The organism is Haladaptatus cibarius D43, assembly GCF_000710615.1.
GTDB classification, from domain to species: domain Archaea; phylum Halobacteriota; class Halobacteria; order Halobacteriales; family Haladaptataceae; genus Haladaptatus; species Haladaptatus cibarius.
The window spans coordinates 816,120-832,194 of sequence record NZ_JDTH01000002.1 but is presented as its reverse complement, the minus strand read 5'-3'; the positions used below and the strand labels follow the sequence as shown (position 1 = coordinate 832,194).

General features: G+C 59.1%; 22 protein-coding genes and 1 other RNA gene. 15 read left to right on the top strand and 8 right to left on the bottom strand.

The features are described 5' to 3' along the window. Positions 1-52 precede the first annotated feature (52 nt). Both HL45_RS09665 and HL45_RS09660 read right to left on the bottom strand, forming a co-directional pair. Positions 53-1,033 (bottom strand): PLP-dependent cysteine synthase family protein, encoded by a 981-nt coding sequence (locus HL45_RS09665; RefSeq protein ID WP_049970896.1) that lies wholly within the window; start codon positions 1,031-1,033, stop codon positions 53-55. Positions 1,034-1,068: 35 nt separating this feature from the next. Beyond that, positions 1,069-1,398: a DUF5798 family protein gene (locus HL45_RS09660; protein ID WP_049970895.1), complete on the bottom strand. Its 330-nt coding sequence runs from the start codon at positions 1,396-1,398 to the stop codon at positions 1,069-1,071. A gap of 81 nt (positions 1,399-1,479) precedes the next feature. Here HL45_RS09660 and HL45_RS09655 point away from each other — a divergent pair, with 81 nt between their 5' ends. The 3 genes from HL45_RS09655 (at position 1,480) to ffs (ending at position 2,680) form a co-directional block, all read left to right on the top strand. Next, positions 1,480-1,884: a DUF7548 family protein gene (locus HL45_RS09655; RefSeq protein ID WP_049970894.1), complete on the top strand. Its 405-nt coding sequence runs from the start codon at positions 1,480-1,482 to the stop codon at positions 1,882-1,884. A gap of 81 nt (positions 1,885-1,965) precedes the next feature. Further along, positions 1,966-2,295: a DUF5658 family protein gene (locus HL45_RS09650; RefSeq protein ID WP_233274737.1), complete on the top strand. Its 330-nt coding sequence runs from the start codon at positions 1,966-1,968 to the stop codon at positions 2,293-2,295. 73 nt (positions 2,296-2,368) lie between these two features. Then, positions 2,369-2,680: signal recognition particle sRNA (ffs, locus tag HL45_RS19925), an RNA gene on the top strand. A 46-nt stretch (positions 2,681-2,726) separates the two neighbouring features. Here the strand turns inward: ffs and HL45_RS09645 are convergent. From HL45_RS09645 to HL45_RS09635, 3 genes are all read right to left on the bottom strand, one after another. Continuing rightward, positions 2,727-3,629, bottom strand: coding sequence for a succinylglutamate desuccinylase/aspartoacylase family protein (locus HL45_RS09645; RefSeq protein WP_049970892.1), 903 nt, complete (start codon positions 3,627-3,629; stop codon positions 2,727-2,729). 85 nt (positions 3,630-3,714) lie between these two features. Further along, the gene (locus HL45_RS09640) at positions 3,715-4,629 is read right to left on the bottom strand and encodes a mechanosensitive ion channel family protein (RefSeq protein WP_049970891.1); all 915 of its coding nucleotides are present in this window, start codon (positions 4,627-4,629) and stop codon (positions 3,715-3,717) included. Further along, entirely contained in the window at positions 4,629-4,874 is a 246-nt protein-coding gene (locus HL45_RS09635) for a YhbY family RNA-binding protein (RefSeq protein ID WP_049970890.1), read from the bottom strand. Before HL45_RS09635 ends, HL45_RS09640 begins: the two co-directional genes overlap by 1 nt. A gap of 135 nt (positions 4,875-5,009) precedes the next feature. Here HL45_RS09635 and HL45_RS09630 point away from each other — a divergent pair, with 135 nt between their 5' ends. Continuing rightward, positions 5,010-6,173 (top strand): NAD(P)/FAD-dependent oxidoreductase, encoded by a 1,164-nt coding sequence (locus HL45_RS09630; RefSeq protein ID WP_049970889.1) that lies wholly within the window; start codon positions 5,010-5,012, stop codon positions 6,171-6,173. Between the two features lie 90 nt (positions 6,174-6,263). Here the strand turns inward: HL45_RS09630 and HL45_RS09625 are convergent, their stop codons facing one another. Continuing rightward, positions 6,264-6,995 (bottom strand): fumarylacetoacetate hydrolase family protein, encoded by a 732-nt coding sequence (locus HL45_RS09625; protein ID WP_049970888.1) that lies wholly within the window; start codon positions 6,993-6,995, stop codon positions 6,264-6,266. A gap of 105 nt (positions 6,996-7,100) precedes the next feature. On the opposite strand from HL45_RS09625, the gene HL45_RS09620 reads away from it, so the two are divergent. The 4 genes from HL45_RS09620 to HL45_RS09610 all read left to right on the top strand — a co-directional run bounded on the left by HL45_RS09620 (position 7,101) and on the right by HL45_RS09610 (position 9,392). Then, positions 7,101-7,838 (top strand): metal-dependent hydrolase, encoded by a 738-nt coding sequence (locus HL45_RS09620; protein ID WP_049970887.1) that lies wholly within the window; start codon positions 7,101-7,103, stop codon positions 7,836-7,838. A gap of 643 nt (positions 7,839-8,481) precedes the next feature. Further along, the gene (locus HL45_RS09615) at positions 8,482-8,874 is read left to right on the top strand and encodes an OsmC family protein (RefSeq protein WP_049970886.1); all 393 of its coding nucleotides are present in this window, start codon (positions 8,482-8,484) and stop codon (positions 8,872-8,874) included. A gap of 71 nt (positions 8,875-8,945) precedes the next feature. Beyond that, entirely contained in the window at positions 8,946-9,122 is a 177-nt protein-coding gene (locus tag HL45_RS19920; protein WP_007978781.1) for an HVO_2753 family zinc finger protein, read from the top strand. 3 nt (positions 9,123-9,125) lie between these two features. Next, positions 9,126-9,392 (top strand): elongation factor 1-beta, encoded by a 267-nt coding sequence (locus HL45_RS09610; RefSeq protein ID WP_049970885.1) that lies wholly within the window; start codon positions 9,126-9,128, stop codon positions 9,390-9,392. Between the two features lie 55 nt (positions 9,393-9,447). Here the strand turns inward: HL45_RS09610 and HL45_RS09605 are convergent, their stop codons facing one another. Further along, positions 9,448-10,116, bottom strand: coding sequence for an MBL fold metallo-hydrolase (locus HL45_RS09605; RefSeq protein WP_049970884.1), 669 nt, complete (start codon positions 10,114-10,116; stop codon positions 9,448-9,450). 52 nt (positions 10,117-10,168) lie between these two features. Next, positions 10,169-11,335, bottom strand: coding sequence for a cystathionine gamma-synthase (locus HL45_RS09600; protein WP_049970883.1), 1,167 nt, complete (start codon positions 11,333-11,335; stop codon positions 10,169-10,171). Between the two features lie 308 nt (positions 11,336-11,643). Between HL45_RS09600 and HL45_RS20825 the strand changes: the two genes are divergently transcribed. From HL45_RS20825 to HL45_RS09570, 7 genes are all read left to right on the top strand, one after another. After that, positions 11,644-11,784: a hypothetical protein gene (locus HL45_RS20825; protein WP_158413685.1), complete on the top strand. Its 141-nt coding sequence runs from the start codon at positions 11,644-11,646 to the stop codon at positions 11,782-11,784. Between the two features lie 221 nt (positions 11,785-12,005). Continuing rightward, on the top strand, positions 12,006-12,296 hold the full coding sequence (locus HL45_RS09595; RefSeq protein WP_049970882.1) for a 50S ribosomal protein L21e: 291 nt from the start codon (positions 12,006-12,008) through the stop codon (positions 12,294-12,296). 3 nt (positions 12,297-12,299) lie between these two features. Beyond that, a complete protein-coding gene (locus HL45_RS09590; protein ID WP_049970881.1) occupies positions 12,300-12,656 on the top strand; it encodes an RNA polymerase Rpb4 family protein in 357 nt (118 codons plus the stop codon). 43 nt (positions 12,657-12,699) lie between these two features. Then, positions 12,700-13,272 carry a DUF655 domain-containing protein gene (locus HL45_RS09585; RefSeq protein ID WP_049970880.1) on the top strand — a complete coding sequence of 191 codons (573 nt, stop codon included), beginning with the start codon at positions 12,700-12,702 and terminating at the stop codon, positions 13,270-13,272. Between the two features lie 116 nt (positions 13,273-13,388). After that, positions 13,389-14,273 (top strand): 16S ribosomal RNA methyltransferase A, encoded by an 885-nt coding sequence (locus HL45_RS09580; protein WP_049970879.1) that lies wholly within the window; start codon positions 13,389-13,391, stop codon positions 14,271-14,273. Continuing rightward, complete coding sequence (locus HL45_RS09575) at positions 14,273-15,490, top strand: mechanosensitive ion channel family protein (RefSeq protein ID WP_084156852.1); 1,218 nt, start codon at positions 14,273-14,275, stop codon at positions 15,488-15,490. Before HL45_RS09580 ends, HL45_RS09575 begins: the two co-directional genes overlap by 1 nt. Continuing rightward, positions 15,487-16,062, top strand: coding sequence for a HemK2/MTQ2 family protein methyltransferase (locus tag HL45_RS09570; protein WP_049970878.1), 576 nt, complete (start codon positions 15,487-15,489; stop codon positions 16,060-16,062). Before HL45_RS09575 ends, HL45_RS09570 begins: the two co-directional genes overlap by 4 nt. Positions 16,063-16,075: the final 13 nt, after the last annotated feature.

Genomic DNA, 16,075 nt, shown 5'->3' with positions numbered 1-16,075 from the left:
TTCGATTTCAGACGTCACCTGTTACTACTTCGGAGGACGGAGGAGAACTCGTTTATCCATCCCACTCCGCGAACGAACGGTAGATTCCCTTCGAGAGGTATCGCTCGCTCGAATCGGCGAAAACGGTGACGACCGAATCGTATGGAGCGTCGATTTCCCCGCTCTCGATTTTCTCCGCGACTTGTCGGGCCGCGACACTCGCCGCGCCCGCGCTGGAGGCGACCAGATGGCCTTCCTCGCGTGCGAGTCGTTTCAGTTCGTCGTGGGCGGTTTCGTCCGGCACCTGCACGATTTCGTCTACGAGGTCGGATTCGAACAGTTCGTTCGTCGCCGGATTGTGGGTGCCGATTCCCTCGATTTTGTACTCTTCTTCGTCCACGTCCGCTCCTTTCGTCGTCGAATACAGCGACCCCTCGGGTTCGACGGCAGCGACGTAGGTATCGGGATTCTGCTCGCGGGCGTATTTCGCCATTCCCATCAGGGTTCCCGCGGTGCCACAGCCAGCGACGACCGCACCGACTTCCCCGTCCAGTGCGTCGTATATTTCCGGCCCGGTCGTCTCGTAGTGGGCTTCGACGTTCAGCGGGTTGCCGAACTGCTGTGGAACCACCGCGTTTTCAGTCTCTTCTGCGAGTTGGTGGGCGCGGTCGATTGCGCCGCCCATCCCGTCCTCAGTCGGCGTGTTGATAACTTCCGCGCCGAGTGCGGCCATGAGTTGCTGTTTCTCGACGCTGAACCGTTCGGGAACGACGAAGACGGCGTTTACGTCGAGTTGTCCCGCGGCGACCGCGAAGCCGATTCCGGTGTTTCCGGCGGTCGGTTCGATGACCGTCCCGCCGGGGACGAGTTCGCCGTCTTCGAGCATCCGTTTGAGCATGTACTTCCCGATGCGGTCTTTGACGCTCGCGCCGGGGTTGAACGACTCCAACTTCGCGTACACAGGCACCTCGTCGGGTGCGTCCGTAACGCGGACGAGCGGCGTTTGCCCGACGGTGTCCAGCACCGAATCGAGCGGTTCCCGATGTGTCGTCATGCGCGAGAAAAGGAAGGCCGGACTGTTAGTCGTTGTTATGTGCTCGCTTGCGCGGATTCGTCTTTCGTGCTCTCTTCGCTTTGCCCGTCAGTCTTGTCGTCCGCAACGTCTTCTTCGACATTCTCTGGCGTTTCCACGTCATCCAGCACCGACTCGACGTCGATACCTTGTTCGCGGGCGAGTGCCTCGATGAGGGCTTTCTGTTCCGCGTTTTCGACTTCGAGTTTCTGGACGCGCTCGTCCGTGTCTTCTAACGAATCGCGGATGGCGAGCACTTGCTCACGCAGTTCGTTGAGTTTGGCGTACAGTTTTTCGGCGGTGTCTGCTACTTTCTGAATCTTTTTGGCCGTGCTTCCGAATCCCATGTTCGGCCGTTCGTTCCGAAGTAATGTGATTTTTCCGACTCAAACGCGGCGTTTAACTCAGTTCGGTGAGTGGCTTCGGACATGAGCAAGCGACTCGCGCCGAAAGTCGGAATCGCGTCGTGTGTAGCAGTGCTTTTGCTCCTCTCGCTGCCGTACTTCCTCGCACCGGCGACGGTGGTCGGGGCGTACTACGGAACGATTCCGGTTCCCGTCCACCTCCTCGATACGCTCTTTGCACTCGTGGCAATCATCGCGTTCGGTTCCGGCCTGCAAAACCGGAGCGACCCCGCGACCGTCGCTGGCGTTACCCTCGCCCTCGGTGCGTTCATGGCCGTCATTACGCTCTGGTGGGCAGTCGTAACTCCGGCGGATACGCTCGTGGAAGCGGCGCGGATGGACTCGCTGTCGGGGCATCGCTGGGCCTTTGCACTCGTCACGTTTGCCGTCCCGGTAAGTGCGGGTTGGTACGCCCGAAACGTGCTGTAGTCATCCCTTTTCGTCGCACAGCGAGTTGTTACTCTCCGACAGTCTCCCTATAACAAAGTGCCGTGACGGCGGAGATGGGGTGTGTCACCCGACAACTCGAATCTGTGGTCACACGTCTCCTTGCCCCTGTTAGTCGCTGTTCTCGGCGTGATGCTCGGCGACGTTGTGACGACCGGAGTGGGACTCCAACTCGGGTTGAAAGAAGGCAATCCCTTCGTCGCGCACCTGTTGAAGGAGATGGGACTGCTTGGCTTGGTTTTCATCAAGGCAATTACCGTCCTTTTACTGGTCGTTCTGTCGGGATGGACGCAGTACTCGCGGCAGACGTTTCGGCTCGGAAGTTTGGTGTATCTCGTCATCGGAGTGCTGGTCGTCGTTTCCAACATCATCGCCATCGCAACTGTCGGATGACGATGAACTGTGGGATGGAATCGGGATGCGGCGCGGAACCCGAAAGGCCCTTAAGGTGGAGAGGAGTAGTTGGAAGTGGACTAGGTTGAGCAGTTAGGCCCTGCTCCTTGCCCGCGCTGTGGTCTTGAGCGGGAACCGAACTCCGGACTCGTCCGGTCAGACCGGGTCGGGCCCCGGAAGCCAACGCAGAAGCCTCGTCCTGCGGGGCCAGCGGTCTGCGTCGAACACTCGCAGGGGTGTCTCGTCGCAGTTAGTCGGTGGCAATCCGTCAGGCACGGAAGTGAGCAGCGGACCATCGGACATCTGTCGCTCGTAGGATCGCGGGGTGGAGGAGGCAACCGGGACTCCCCGGCCCGGAACGCCGGGCAACTCCGGCCGTCCGCATTCATATCGTATTCTACTGGTGAGTCAAAACGCTACCCAGAGAAGAATCAGAAACCCGCTTCGTCGTCCATCTGGAACGCTCGAACACCCCACGTATCGAGCATGCTGGACACGAACACTTTCGTCCATCGCGCGCGTTTTTCCGGTTCCACGTCGTCCTGCGTGACCTCGAACAGACACGACGGAATATCGAGGTCGATTCGCGTTTTGTTCATGAGTACGGGTGCAGTCGCGTATTCCGTCTTGTCCATCAGTGTGTGGACGAAATCGTAGATTGGGTCGTATCCCGTCACGTATTCCTCGTTCAGCAGTTCGATGGCGGTCTGGTTGCTCTGAATTATCTTTTCGTGACTCGACCGAAAGATGTTCTGGCCGACACCCTCGTCGTTCTCCCGCTCCAAAATCCCCTTCGAACTGTGGAGATCCATCAGCACGTCCGGGTCGTGTTGGCTGATTGCATCCCAAATTCCCTGCGCGAGGGTGTTTTTCGGCGGTTCGCCGATTGGGAACTGCCGATTCAAATCCACTCCCTCCGGCAACTTTCGACGCTCCTGTTCGATTGCCTGCGTGTTCGCTTCCGGAAGAACGACGAGCGTTCCGGCGTCGATTTCCCATTCTCGAATATCGCTGGCCGCCCAGTAGCCGCTTTCTTCGTTGCCGTGCATGCCGCCGATGACGAAGGCTGTTGGCCCGGATTTCTCGGATTGGATTTCGTACAGGGTCGTTTCCTGTTCGGTTCCGGCACGGATTGTGGAAGTCGTGACGGTCTGTTCCGGCTTACTATCGCTCTGGGCAGTCGTCTCTGCCCCTTCCTGTGTCGTTCCGACAGTTCCCGTCGAGTCAGCTTTCGCGTCCTGCGGGCCGTCGCCAGCACAACCAGCGAGCGCGACAGTCCCACCGACCGAGGCAGTGCCGAGGGCGGAAAGGAAGGCGCGTCTACTTTTCTTCATACGGTGAAAATACAGCCCGAGCTACTTCAACACTATTTCACGACTATTGAAATTAAAGGGAGGGAGTCGGATTTTCCGTCGTCGCTTAGTCGCCGCTGAGCGTCTCCAACTCCGCAGGGTTGGCGACTTCGACGCCGCCAGTGAGTTGGCGGTGCGGATACGGCATGTCGATGCCTGCCGCGTCGAATCGCTCCTTGACGGCGGTGACGTACTCGCCGCGCGTCTTCACGAAGTCACCGCGCTTCGGGTCGGCAATCCAGAATCGGGATTTCAGTCCGACTGCGGAGTCGCCCAATTCCGTGAGCCGAACCGACGGTTCGGGAGTGTCCAGAATTTCCGGATGGTTTTCGGCCTCCTCAACGATGATGTCCGTGGCTTGGTGGATGTCGTCGTCGTAGCCGATACCGAAGAGGAACTGAATCCGGAGTTCGTCTTTGGCGACCGGATTTTTGATGACGCCGTCGGTTAAGACGGCGTTTGGCACGGTTAGGAGTTCGTTGTCGAAGGTTCGAACGCGAGTTACGCGAAGGTCGATGTCCTCGACGATACCCGAGTACGTCCCATCGTCCCATTCAATCCAGTCGCCAATTTTGAACGGTTTGTCCGTGAAGATGAACACTCCAGCGACGAAGTTGGCGAGAATGTTCTGGAGCGCGAAACCGATTGCCAACGTCGCGGCGGCGGCGACGGTTGCCAGCGCAGTGAGGATGTTTCCGTATCCCGCGAAGGCGAAGGCCATCCCGACTGCCGCGAACAGGACGATTAACTGCGTGGCTTTCGTCAGCGGTTTCTTGACGTTCTCGTCGTAGCCGCGACTGTCGAGGAGTCGCTTGATGAGCGGGATGACGAAAATTCGGCCGAGGATGTAGATGACGACGAACGCGACGATGAACACGAGCGCCTGAGAGAAAGGCCCGGCAATGTCTGCCCCGAGTCCAGCGTCAACCAGCAACTCCTCGATTGCCGTGTTTGCCCCCTGGTTCCCGCTTTCCTGTTGCATCAGTGGAACACCGCCGTATTTCCACGGGTTTCGATGAGTTCGGTGTTCACCTCATCAGCCAGTTCCGCGGCGAGTTCGTCAGTCGAAGAATCGCCGCGGGCCGCGCGAAGGAACTTCACCTTGACGAGGTCTTCGTTTTTCAGTTGATTTTTCAGTTCTTCGGTGACGGCACCGAGGCCACTTTTTCCAACCCAGACGGTCACATCGAGGTCGTGTGCCTGCTTCCGCAAATCCTGCTTTCCCATAGTACCGAGATGTTTAGCGCGGTTGCTTTTAAAGCTTACAGCCAACGAATGAGGAGCGACCCCGAGTGTGAGAATATCTCGCATTCTGCTTCGGGTTTCAACACCTTTGTATCGCATGACTCCAGAGGTTCGGGTATGACTGCGAAGGTTGTCGTTCTTGGTGCTGGCTACGCTGGTGCCGGAGCGATACAGCAACTCGAAGCAGAACTCGATGACGTCGACATCACGTGGGTGTCGGACACTGATTACCATCTCGTCCTACACGAATCCCACAGGGTCATCCGCGACCCACGAGTGAAAGACAAAATCACGCTCCCGATTCACGAAATCAAATCGCCGAGTACCCGATTCGTGCAGGATACGGTCGAAGCCATCGACACCGACGAGCGCACCGTCGAACTCGAAGACGGAAACGACCTCGACTACGATTACCTGCTCGTCGCGCTCGGCAGTGACACCGCATTCTACGGCATCCCCGGCATGGCCGAGAACGCGCTCACGCTGAAAGGGCTTGACGACGCACTCGAAATTCACGACCAAGTCAAAGAGGCCGCGAAAACCGCATCCAGAAACGACCCCGCAAAAGTCGTCATCGGCGGGGCCGGACTCTCCGGCATTCAGAGCGCGGGCGAAGTCGCGGAGTACCGCGACAAACACCGCGCGCCAATCGACATCTACCTCGTGGAGGCGATGGACGAAATTATGCCCGGCCAAGACCCAGAGCTTCAGGGCACGGTGAAAAAACACCTCCTCGAAAAGGACATCAACATCCTCACGGACGACCCGATTACGGAAGCCACCGAAGAGGAGATTCAGTTCGACGAGGGCGAACCGCTCGACTACGACGTGTTCGTCTGGACTGGCGGCGTCACGGGACGAAAAGCACTGGACGACTGCAACCTCGACAACCAGCACAACCGCGTCACGGCGGAAGCCAACTTCCAGACCAGCGACGACCGCGTGTTCGCCATCGGCGACAGCGCCATCATCGACCAAGGCGAGAACCCGGCACCACCGACCGCTCAGGCCGCGTGGCAGGCCGCCGAAGTCGTCGGGGAGAACATCGCGCGCGAAATCCGCGGTCAACCGCTCAAAACGTGGACGTTCGACGACAAGGGAACCGTCATCTCCATCGGTGACGACGCAGTTGCCCACAGCGTCAAGGCTGGCGGGATGGACGTTCCAATCAGCACGTTCAGTTCGGCTCCGGCGGAAATCCTGAAGAAGGTCATCGCCGCACGCTGGATTGCGGACATCACCTCGTGGAATCGCGCGTTCAAGGCGTGGGACTCGCTGTAATCGCGGAATAACGGTCTTTTCGTTTTTGTTTTCGTGATTCCGTAGTGGCGACTTCGTGCAGAAAGTCGATCCATGCTCAAAAGTCCACTCTCAAGGAATCCGAACGTCGTGGGAAAGCGTTCCGATACCCTCGATTTTGACTTCCACAGTGTCGCCGTCGGAAAGCGGCGCGACGCCCGCTGGAGTGCCGGTAATGACCACGTCGCCGGGTTCGAGCGTGAGGTATGTCGTGATTTCCGCGATGAGTTCCGGCACGGAGAAGATGAACTGGTCGCGCGAGGAATCCTGTCGGAGTTCGCCGTTCACGCGCAGTCTAACTGCCGCATCTTCGGGTACTTCGTCGGGAGTCGCCATGACCGGGCCGAGTGGACAGGAGTTGTCGAAGGCCTTTCCGCGAACCCAGTTTTGTTCCTTGTCTTGGTCGTCGCGGTTGGAGATGTCGTTCGCGCAGGTGAATCCAGCAACCACGTCCATCGCGTTTTCTTCCGCGACGTTGCGACACTGCTCGCCGATGACGATGCCGAGTTCCGCCTCGTGGTCGATTCGTTCCTTTCCGGACGGGAGCGTGATGGTGTCGTCGTGGGAAGCGACCGCGTTCGGCGGTTTGAGGAACAAAAGCGGACGGTCTGGAAGGTCTTTGTTTCGCTCCGTCGCGTGGTCGGCGTAGTTCAGGCCGACACAGACGATTTTCGAGGGGTCGGTCGGCGCGAGGATTTCGACTTCGTCCGGGTCGTAGCTGTCGTCTGCGAAGTGGATTCGGTTGTCTGTCCATTCGCCGGTTCGGACTGAGCCAGCGGGGTCGCGGAATCGGACTCGTTTCATATGTCGGTTGTCGAATCCGTAGGCCTAAATCGTTCGGACTCCGGTAACGCCCCACACATCGCCAACATCTTTTAAGACTGATTACGCCCTACCCAAATTCGCACTATGGAACTCACTTGGTACGGACATTCGACGTGGCACGTAACAGTCGGGGACACTGACCTCCTCATCGACCCGTTTTTCGACAACCCGAAAACCGACACCGACCCGGAAGAACTCGACCCGGATTACCTCCTTCTCACGCACGGGCACGCAGACCACATCGGCGACGTAGACCGCTACGAAGGAACCACGCTGGTTGCGACTCCCGAAGTCGTCGGCTACTGCAACGACGAGTTCGGCGACTACGACGCCGTCGGCGGCATGGGAATGAACCTCGGCGGAACCGTCGAATGCGGCGACGCGTTCGTTACGATGGTTCGCGCGGACCACACCAACGGCATCGACACGAGCTACGGTGCCACCGGTGGGATGCCCGCCGGATTCGTCATCTCGGATACGAAACCGACGCAGGTGTCGGACGAGGAGAGCGAGACGTTCTACCACGCGGGCGACACCTCGCTGATGGTCGAGATGCGCGAAGTCATCGGCCCGTTTCTCGAACCCGACGCGGTTGCGCTACCGATTGGCGACCACTTCACCATGGGGCCTGCGCAGGCCGCCATCGCTGTGGACTGGTTGGACGCCGATTTCGCCTTCCCGATGCACTACGACACGTTCCCGCCAATCGAACAAGACCCGGAGGACTTTGCGAAAGAGGTCGATGCGATGGGCTGTAATGCCGACGTTCGAGTGTTGGAGGGCGAAGAGTCGTTCGACCTCTCCGAAGAACTCTCGTACTAAGGATTCGCGTTCAGGCAGGATTCTTTTTGATGTGATAGAGATGCTAACGGGTGAATAACCGCATTCGAAGGAGACTATTCTCGATTCTGGAACGATTCCCGACAACACATGACCGCCCCCGCACCACAACCGCCCACATGCCTCCTCGGCCGACTCGCTTCGCTCGTCCACCGTCGGAGATGAACTCCGACGAGCCATTCGCTCGCTCCGCTCGCGAAGACCTCGCGCGACTTCGTCTCGCATTCTCGGAGGTGAACTCCTCGACGGCTCGCCAGCACGCGCCACGTAGCTCGGTTCGTCAGCCGAAAGGTTGTGCCAGCGCGTTCGCACGAGGAGTGAGCGAAGCGAGCACTGAGTGCAACTTCCGCGCTGGCGGGGAAGAATGGGGGGGGACTGCGGTGCGGTGGCGGTCATGGATTGTCGTGATTTGCTTCCGGAAACGACCCTCGTTTGAACCACCCACTTCTGGTTCCGTCGTGCCGATTGTCTCGGAGTCGAGAATTGCCAGTGGCGCTCGAATCGCCCGCTCTAGAGGACAGACAGTAGTCCAAAGCAACACGGACTACAAAATACGAGTCTCGTCGCAACAAACAAAGCCGGAAGAACAAACCTTAGGAGTGTTGCGACAGACGTGCAAACTGCAATGCCAGAAGTCACTACCACGTCCGAAGCAGGATACAGCGCAGAGAACGACGTCCGCGACTTTTCGCTCACCATCGACGCGACGGGCGAGGACGCACCCGACACGCTCGAAACACTGCTCGCGGCCTACGGCTCGTGCTACGTCCCAGCCCTGCGCGTCGGCGGCGAACAGCGCGACGCTGGCGACCTCGGTAAAATCGAAATCACGGTAGACGGCGAACTGAACGACGACGACAAACTCGACGCCGTCTCGTTCGACATTAAATGGGAAACCGAAACGGACGACGAAACCGCTCAGAACGTCATCGACCGCGCGTTCGAACTCTGTAAGGTTCACGACGCGCTGAAAGACAGCCTCCACGCAGAGACGTCCGTCGAGACGGGCGCATTCTAAGGCGCATTCCGAAACGCGGGTTTCGAATCAAGAAGGGAAGCGTTAAAAGCCGCGCGGCGGAACGTGGGGGTATGAGTCAGACGCAAAAGCAGGCGCGGAAATGCGTCTCGTGCGGGATTAACATCTCCGGCACGAACGCCGCGTCGTTCAAGTGCCCCGACTGCGGGCAGACCATCTACCGCTGTGCAAAGTGCCGCAAACAGAGCAACCTCTACGAGTGCCCCGACTGTGGGTTCCTCGGACCGTAAACTATGGGAAAAGTAGCCGCTAAAATCAAGGTTATGCCGCAAAGCCCCGAAATCGACCTCGACGACCTCCAAGAGAAACTTGAGGATTCGCTCCCGGAAGGAGCAAAAATCAACGGCTTCGAGCGCGACAACGTCGCGTTCGGTCTGGTCGCGCTCCTGCCGACCGTCATCGTCCCCGACGACGCGGGCGGCACGGAAGCCGTCGAAGAGCGCTTCGCATCCGTCGAAGAAGTCGAGAGCGTCGAAGTGCAGAACGTCGGTCGGATATAAACCGGGAATCCGGTTATCCGGTCGTCCAACCGTCCGACTTTTCGGTTTTGTCGTTTTATTCCGTGAGCGACTCGTACGTCGCTCGAACGTCCGAATCTTCGACGAATCCACCGTGATAGCAGAGTGTTCGGTTCACGTCCAATTCGGCGAGTTTGCCGAGCGAGTCGATTGCGTCGTCCATTTCGGGCGTGAATCGCTCGTTCGGCCCGACGAGGCCGTCCTCGTCGGCAACCGTCGCATCGCCAGCGAGGAGCAGGTCGGCCTCGGGTAGCACGAGCGAAACGTGGCCGGGCGTGTGTCCCGGGGTTTCAACGACTCGCAGTGGGCCGGCTTCGGTTCGGAAGACGACGTTTTCGACAATCTGTACGTCCACCGAAACCAGCGGATAGCGGTCGCCGGAGGATTTGATGGGGGCTTCGTCGCCCTCGATTGCTGGGGTGTCTCCCGAATGCGCCACGACAGTCGCGTCAGTTCGAGTGACGAGTTCCCCCGCGCAACCGACGTGGTCGCCGTCTTGGTGAGTCAAAACTAGGAGTTCCACGTCGTCCAGTTCGAAGCCGTGTTCCGCCAGTGCCGATTCCAAGTCCTCTATCTGCCCGGGAAACCCCGCATCGAGGAGGATGAGTCCGCTTTCGGTTTCGACGCCCGATGGATGAATCGTCGTTTCGCGGTCGCCGCGGTCGAACGTGAGTGGGAACGAATAGACGTGCTGGTCGAGTTCCATGCGACAGGTGACGGGAGCAACAAGCCTGAAAGATTCGGCTGATTTCCCCTCGTCAGTTCAGCACCGCATCGAACGCCTGCTGAAGGTCGGCTTTCAGGTCGTCCGCGTGTTCGATGCCGATGCTGGCGCGGATGAGGCCGTCGGACAGCCCTGCGGCCAGTCGTTCTTCTTTTGGAATCGCGGCGTGGGTCATCGTCGCGGGTTGCTCGATGAGCGATTCGACGCCGCCGAGGCTTTCCGCGAGGGTGAAAATCTCCGTCTCGGCCACGACCTCCGCGGCCTCCTCCAAACTTGCGTCGAGTTCGAAACTGACCATCCCGCCGAAGTCGTCCATCTGCTCCGCCGCAAGTTCGTGATTCGGATGGGATTCGAGGCCGGGATAGTACACAGTTTCGATGGCTTCGTGGTCGTCCAACCACGCCGCGATGTCGCGGGTGTTGTCGCAGTGTCTATCCATCCGGACGCCGAGCGTTTTGGTTCCGCGGAGGACGAGGAAACAGTCGTGCGGGCCGGGGGTCGCGCCGACGCTGTTCTGGTAGAAGCCGATCTGCTCGTCCAGTTTCTCGTCGTTCGTGATGAGCGCGCCGCCGACCACGTCGGAGTGACCGCCGAGGTACTTCGTCAGCGAATGCGAGACGATGTCCGCACCGAGTTCGAGCGGTCGCTGGAGGTACGGCGTGGCGAAGGTGTTGTCTACAGCGCAGAGCGCGTCGGCATCCTCTGCAATATCGACTATCGCGGCGATGTCCACGACGTTGAGCAGCGGGTTCGTCGGCGTTTCGACCCACAGTAGTTCCGTGTCGTCGCGGACTGCGTCGGACACCTCGTCCACGTCGGTCATGTCCACGAAGGAAAATTCGATGTCGTAGTCCGCGTACACCTGCGTGAAGATTCGGTGCGTGCCGCCGTACACGTCTTCGCTGGCGATGACGTGGTCGCCCGAAGACAGCAGGTTCAGCACGGTGTTGATGGAACCCATTCCGCTGGAGAAGGCGCGGCCGAACTCCCCGCCTTCCAGACTGGCGAGGTTGTCTTCTAGGTCGGTGCGCGTCGGGTTGCCCGTGCGCGAGTATTCGTAGCCGCGGTGGTCGCCGGGGGCGTCCTGTACGTAGGTCGAGTTGGCGTGAATCGGCGTCATCAGCGCGCCCGTTTCCTCGTCGGGTTCCTGTCCCGCGTGGATGGAACGCGTTTCGAACCGGAAATCGTCTTCGTCGGTCATGCGCGAGGGGACGCAGTGCGGACAGGTTATTCTTCCCCTTCTCCGTCGACGTTGCCGCTTTCGAGTACAACTCCGTTTTTGCGAGTCTTCCGACGGAAACGTGTTTTTCAGGGTGATGTTAGCAGTTGCCGACTCCAAAATAACCGCCACCGCCTCCGCAGACCACGTCCTCCCCAACCGACTCCCTCATTCGCTGGCGCTCGTTTCGGTCGCCCCTCGCGTGATAATCGGCAGGGCTGAGGAATCCTCAGCCCTGCTGACGCACGCGCCAAAGCGATTGCGTCGATTCGAAATTCCAACCAACCGAAGTGGCGCGCTTGCGAGACTTCGAGGACATCGCGGCCTCGAAGTCGAGCCAAAGCGTGCGAGGGGCAACCAGAACGAACGGAGTTCTCGTGAACGACGAAGGAGTGAACGAGAGCACGGAAGAGTTTGCGCTTCCGGAGTGAGTGGCGGGAGTCGGTTGGGGTGTCGTGTGGACGGTTGCAGGGCGGTGGCGGTTTTCAGTGGAGTCGTGATTACCTAGCGCCTCTCACGAAAATATGCTATTTAGCGACTCCTTCGGAGATACAACAGATTGTGACTGTCGATAAACCACTCCCCACCTGTGTTCTCGTCGTCGTGGAACGGACGTTTTATAACGGTCACCGAACAAGAGCGTCATACGACTATGCCGAGTTCGCACGGACCCAACCACAGTACCCGTAACAAGCTCTCGAACGACCCCCGAAAACGCGGCACCTCGCCGCCACAGCGCGCAGTGCAGTCCTACGAGGAAGGACAGAAAGTCCACCTCAAAATCGACCCGAGCGTGCGTAAAGGCCGTTTCCACGCACGATTCAACGGTCGCACGGGCGAAGTCACTGGCAAACAGGGCAAAGCCTACAAAGTCAGCATCGTCGATGGCAAGAAAGAAAAGACGCTCATCACGATGCCAGCACACCTCCGCGCACAGGAATAACGTATGACGATTTTCAAGGAAAAGCTCCACGAGGATTATCTCACCACGGCGGAAGCCAAGGAACTGCTCGCCGAAATCGAGCAAGACCGAGCGCTGGACGAAACCCGAGAGATGCCGTACAATCTCTCGCGGGCCATCGAGCACGTCAACCGCTTTGCGGCGTTGGACGCCGAAGAGTCCCACGAACTCGTGGACGAACTGCTCGAACTCGAAAAGGTGGACGAACCGACGGCGTTCAAAATCGCCGACCTCCTGCCGAAAGACCGCGACGAACTGCGAGCGATTTACGCACAACAGCGGTTCGCGCTTTCGGGCGACGAGTTGGACGAGATTCTGAACGTCGTTGCGAAGTACGAGTGACTTCACCGATTCTTTAAGTTACTCGTCGCCGTACTGTACTGTAATGAGTGAATCCGAGAGTGGCCGCGAAGCAATGGCTGTGGTGCTCGACTTTCTCCCCCACGGACGGGCGGAAGACGACAGGCCCCAGTACCAGAAAGAGCCAGTCGCATACGCGCTGACCGAATCGGACTTTCGCCTCCTCGAACTCACGCTCGAAAAAGAAGAGAGCGTCGGCATCGGCGACAGCATCCCCGTCGAACCGCTGGAAGCCCGTGAACACATTCAAAAACTGCGCGAAATCGAGTACGACGACCTCACCTCGGCTTCCCAGTCGGAACTCGAACACGCCGTGGTGGACATCATCGAGCGCGATGAAGAGCGATTCGTGGATTTCTACAACGACGCGCAACCGATTACCCTCAGACTCCACCAGTTGAACCTGCTTCCGGGGATCGGGAAGAAACTGCGGAACAACGTGTTGGAAGCGCGAAAACGAAACCCGTTTGAAAGCTTCGACGACCTCGAAGACCGAGTTTCGGGCCTTCACGACCCGGAGGGCGTGCTTGTCGAGCGAATCCTCGAAGAAATTCGGGAGGACGACCTGAAATATCGGACGTTCGCGCGACGGGACTAATCCCGGCGTCCTCTCCGTTCGTTTCAACGATTTGGTGGTTACTATAGTAAGAATGGCGGCCGGTTCTCACGGCAACTCGGTGGGTTTACGCCACTCGCACCGGTAGGCCAGAGATAATGGGACGTTCGCCACACGAAGGACACGGCACGAGGAACCCCGACGCCTTGATTCGACGGGCAGGCGTCCGGGCCGACCCGAACCGTGACCAACATTTCCTCGTTGACGACCGAGTCGTTGACCGAATACCGGAGTACGGAACGGAGATGGATTTCTCGCACGTCCTCGAAATCGGTGGCGGGCCGGGCGTGCTGACCGACCGCTTGCTGGCGGTCGCAGACCGCGTGACGGTCGTCGAACGCGACCGGAAATTCGCTGATTTCCTCCGTCGGGAGTTCGCGGACGACTGCGAAGATGGACGACTGACAGTCGTGGAAGGCGATGCCTTGAACGTCGAACTGCCGGATTTTACGGCCTGTGTCGCTAACCTTCCGTATGGTATCTCCAGCGAAATCACGTTCCGATTGCTTCCGCTGGGGAAACCGATGCTCCTCATGTTCCAACAGGAGTTCGCGGAGCGAATGGCAGGCGAGGCCGGTACCGACGATTATGGCCGTCTTTCGGTAACCGCACAGCATTACGCTGACGTTGAAGTCGTGGAAATCGTCCCGCGTGAGGCGTTTTCGCCCGCGCCGGAGGTGTCGAGTGCCATCGTGCGCACCACGCCGCGAAATCCCGATTACGAAGTCGATGACGAGGAGTTCTTCCTCGACTTCGTGAAAGCCGTCTTCACCCAACGCCGAAAGACCATTCGGAATGCGATTCGCAACACGGTGCATATCTCCGGATTGGACGACGGTGATGCAGTCGTGGATGCACTGGAAAACCCCGACACGGACGTGTTGCCCGAAGACATTCTTCGGAAGCGCGCCGGGAACGTCACACCTGCGCAGTTCGCGGCGATGACACGGGTCGCAGACGAGTACGGTCGAGGTGGTGGTTGATGGCGCAGAATCTGTATCGGCAGATAGGTGACCTGGCAATCATCGACATACGGATACTGATAACCGTCTTTGTTGCGCTTTCCGTAGTCGCGGTACTCGTTCTTGCGTGGCGAGGATATCCGCGATTGCAAGAGCAGATGCCGGATGCATTAGCGAACGTCATCGTCATTGGTTCAGTTACCGTATTTCTCATACTTGCTGGAGTGACGATGCTGTTCCTTTGGGAAGTGGTCAACACGGCGCTCATCTTCCCCGCGGATTGGGAGGAATGGCTGACGGATTTGATAAATAATTGGACCGGCGTCAAGGTTACGTTAACCGTCATAACACTCGCCGTTGCCTATGTCGCCGCCGGAATCACGAAGCAGGCAATCGAGCGCATGACAGACCAGCGCGACACGTTTTCACAGCACCAGACGCAAGTGATGGTTCGTGTCGCGCAGGTGTCGGTGTATGTCGTCGCATTTGCGGCCGTCCTCGGCTTTTGGAATGTTGACCTCACCGGCCTGCTGGTCGGTGCCGGATTCCTCGGCATCGTGGTGGGCATGGCGGCCCGCCAAACGCTCGGGTCGCTGTTGGCAGGATTCATGCTGATGTTTTCCCGCCCGTTCGAAATCGGCGACTGGGTAGAAATCGAGGAGCGGGAAGGAATCGTGACGGACATCTCCATCGTCAACACGCGAATCCAGACGTTCGACGGCGAGTTCGTGATGATTCCGAACGAAGTGGTCGGCGGAAGCACCATCACGAATCGCAGTCGGAAAGGCCGACTCCGATTGGAAGTGGACGTCGGTGTCGATTACGAAGCGGACGTAGACCGGGCCGCGGAACTCGCCGAAGACGCAATGGGCGAGGTGGACGATGCGCTGACGGTTCCGTCGCCGCAGGTCGTCACGAAGCAGTTCGGCGACTCGGCAATCGTCCTCGGACTGCGGTTCTGGATAGACAAACCGAGTGCGCGCCGTAAATGGCGCGCGCGAACGAGGGTTATTAGCGCGGTCAAAGACGCATTCGACAGCGAAGGGGTCAAAATCCCGTATCCACAGCGCGAACTCTCGGGCAGGCAGGAGACGGGTGGCTTTCAGGTTGCGAGCAAGCAAGAGCGCGAACTTGGCCCGACAGCGGACGGTGGGGAAGAAACCGGGCGACGGTTCGGTGACGAGTACAAGGATGATGCAACGAGTGGCGACAAAACCAACGGAGGAGACGACAAATGACTGACCTCGCGGAACGACGCGGTATGGAAACGAACGTGTATCAACCGGCAGAAGATTCCCATCTGCTCGCGGAGGTTGCGGCGGGAGATATCGATGAATCCGACCTCGTGCTGGAAGTCGGGACCGGGTCGGGATACGTCTCAGAGTTTGTCAAGAACGAGACGAATGCTCGCGTCCTCGGGTCGGACGTAAATCCTCACGCATGTGCGAACGCGCGAGAGCGCGGGGTCGAAGCGGTTCGCGCCGACCTCGTTTCGCCGTTTCGAGACGGAGGGTTTGACGCCGTGCTGTTCAATCCGCCGTATCTGCCGACCGACCCGGACGAGGAGCGCGACGACTGGATGGAACGCGCGCTTTCCGGCGGCGAATCCGGCAGGGAAGTCATCGACCCATTTCTGGATGCTGTCGGGCGCGTCCTCGCGCCCGACGGGCGGGTGTACCTCTTGGTGAGCAGTTTATCGGGCGTCGAGGAAGTCGTCTCCCGCGCGAGCGAGAACGGATTCAGCGCGGTGGCGCTCCGCGACGAATCGTTCCCCTTCGAGACGCTGTCGATACTGAAACTCGTTCGCTGATTCGCTGAACTGG

Excerpts from the sequence above, each read along its gene's own strand:
- HL45_RS09630 (WP_049970889.1), top strand. The coding sequence starts at position 5,010 with ATGACTGCGAAGGTTGTCGTTCTTGGTGCTGGCTACGCTGGTGCCGGA.
- HL45_RS09645 (WP_049970892.1), bottom strand. The coding sequence starts at position 3,629 with ATGAAGAAAAGTAGACGCGCCTTCCTTTCCGCCCTCGGCACTGCCTCG.
- HL45_RS09595 (WP_049970882.1), top strand. The coding sequence starts at position 12,006 with ATGCCGAGTTCGCACGGACCCAACCACAGTACCCGTAACAAGCTCTCG.
- HL45_RS09615 (WP_049970886.1), top strand. The coding sequence starts at position 8,482 with ATGCCAGAAGTCACTACCACGTCCGAAGCAGGATACAGCGCAGAGAAC.
- HL45_RS09600 (WP_049970883.1), bottom strand. The coding sequence starts at position 11,335 with ATGACCGACGAAGACGATTTCCGGTTCGAAACGCGTTCCATCCACGCG.
- HL45_RS09590 (WP_049970881.1), top strand. The coding sequence starts at position 12,300 with ATGACGATTTTCAAGGAAAAGCTCCACGAGGATTATCTCACCACGGCG.
- HL45_RS09620 (WP_049970887.1), top strand. The coding sequence starts at position 7,101 with ATGGAACTCACTTGGTACGGACATTCGACGTGGCACGTAACAGTCGGG.
- HL45_RS09655 (WP_049970894.1), top strand. The coding sequence starts at position 1,480 with ATGAGCAAGCGACTCGCGCCGAAAGTCGGAATCGCGTCGTGTGTAGCA.
- HL45_RS09610 (WP_049970885.1), top strand. The coding sequence starts at position 9,126 with ATGGGAAAAGTAGCCGCTAAAATCAAGGTTATGCCGCAAAGCCCCGAA.
- HL45_RS09640 (WP_049970891.1), bottom strand. The coding sequence starts at position 4,629 with ATGCAACAGGAAAGCGGGAACCAGGGGGCAAACACGGCAATCGAGGAG.
- HL45_RS09605 (WP_049970884.1), bottom strand. The coding sequence starts at position 10,116 with ATGGAACTCGACCAGCACGTCTATTCGTTCCCACTCACGTTCGACCGC.
- HL45_RS09575 (WP_084156852.1), top strand. The coding sequence starts at position 14,273 with ATGGCGCAGAATCTGTATCGGCAGATAGGTGACCTGGCAATCATCGAC.
- HL45_RS09625 (WP_049970888.1), bottom strand. The coding sequence starts at position 6,995 with ATGAAACGAGTCCGATTCCGCGACCCCGCTGGCTCAGTCCGAACCGGC.
- HL45_RS09635 (WP_049970890.1), bottom strand. The coding sequence starts at position 4,874 with ATGGGAAAGCAGGATTTGCGGAAGCAGGCACACGACCTCGATGTGACC.
- HL45_RS09665 (WP_049970896.1), bottom strand. The coding sequence starts at position 1,033 with ATGACGACACATCGGGAACCGCTCGATTCGGTGCTGGACACCGTCGGG.
- HL45_RS09570 (WP_049970878.1), top strand. The coding sequence starts at position 15,487 with ATGACTGACCTCGCGGAACGACGCGGTATGGAAACGAACGTGTATCAA.
- HL45_RS09660 (WP_049970895.1), bottom strand. The coding sequence starts at position 1,398 with ATGGGATTCGGAAGCACGGCCAAAAAGATTCAGAAAGTAGCAGACACC.
- HL45_RS09580 (WP_049970879.1), top strand. The coding sequence starts at position 13,389 with ATGGGACGTTCGCCACACGAAGGACACGGCACGAGGAACCCCGACGCC.
- HL45_RS09585 (WP_049970880.1), top strand. The coding sequence starts at position 12,700 with ATGAGTGAATCCGAGAGTGGCCGCGAAGCAATGGCTGTGGTGCTCGAC.
- HL45_RS19920 (WP_007978781.1), top strand. The coding sequence starts at position 8,946 with ATGAGTCAGACGCAAAAGCAGGCGCGGAAATGCGTCTCGTGCGGGATT.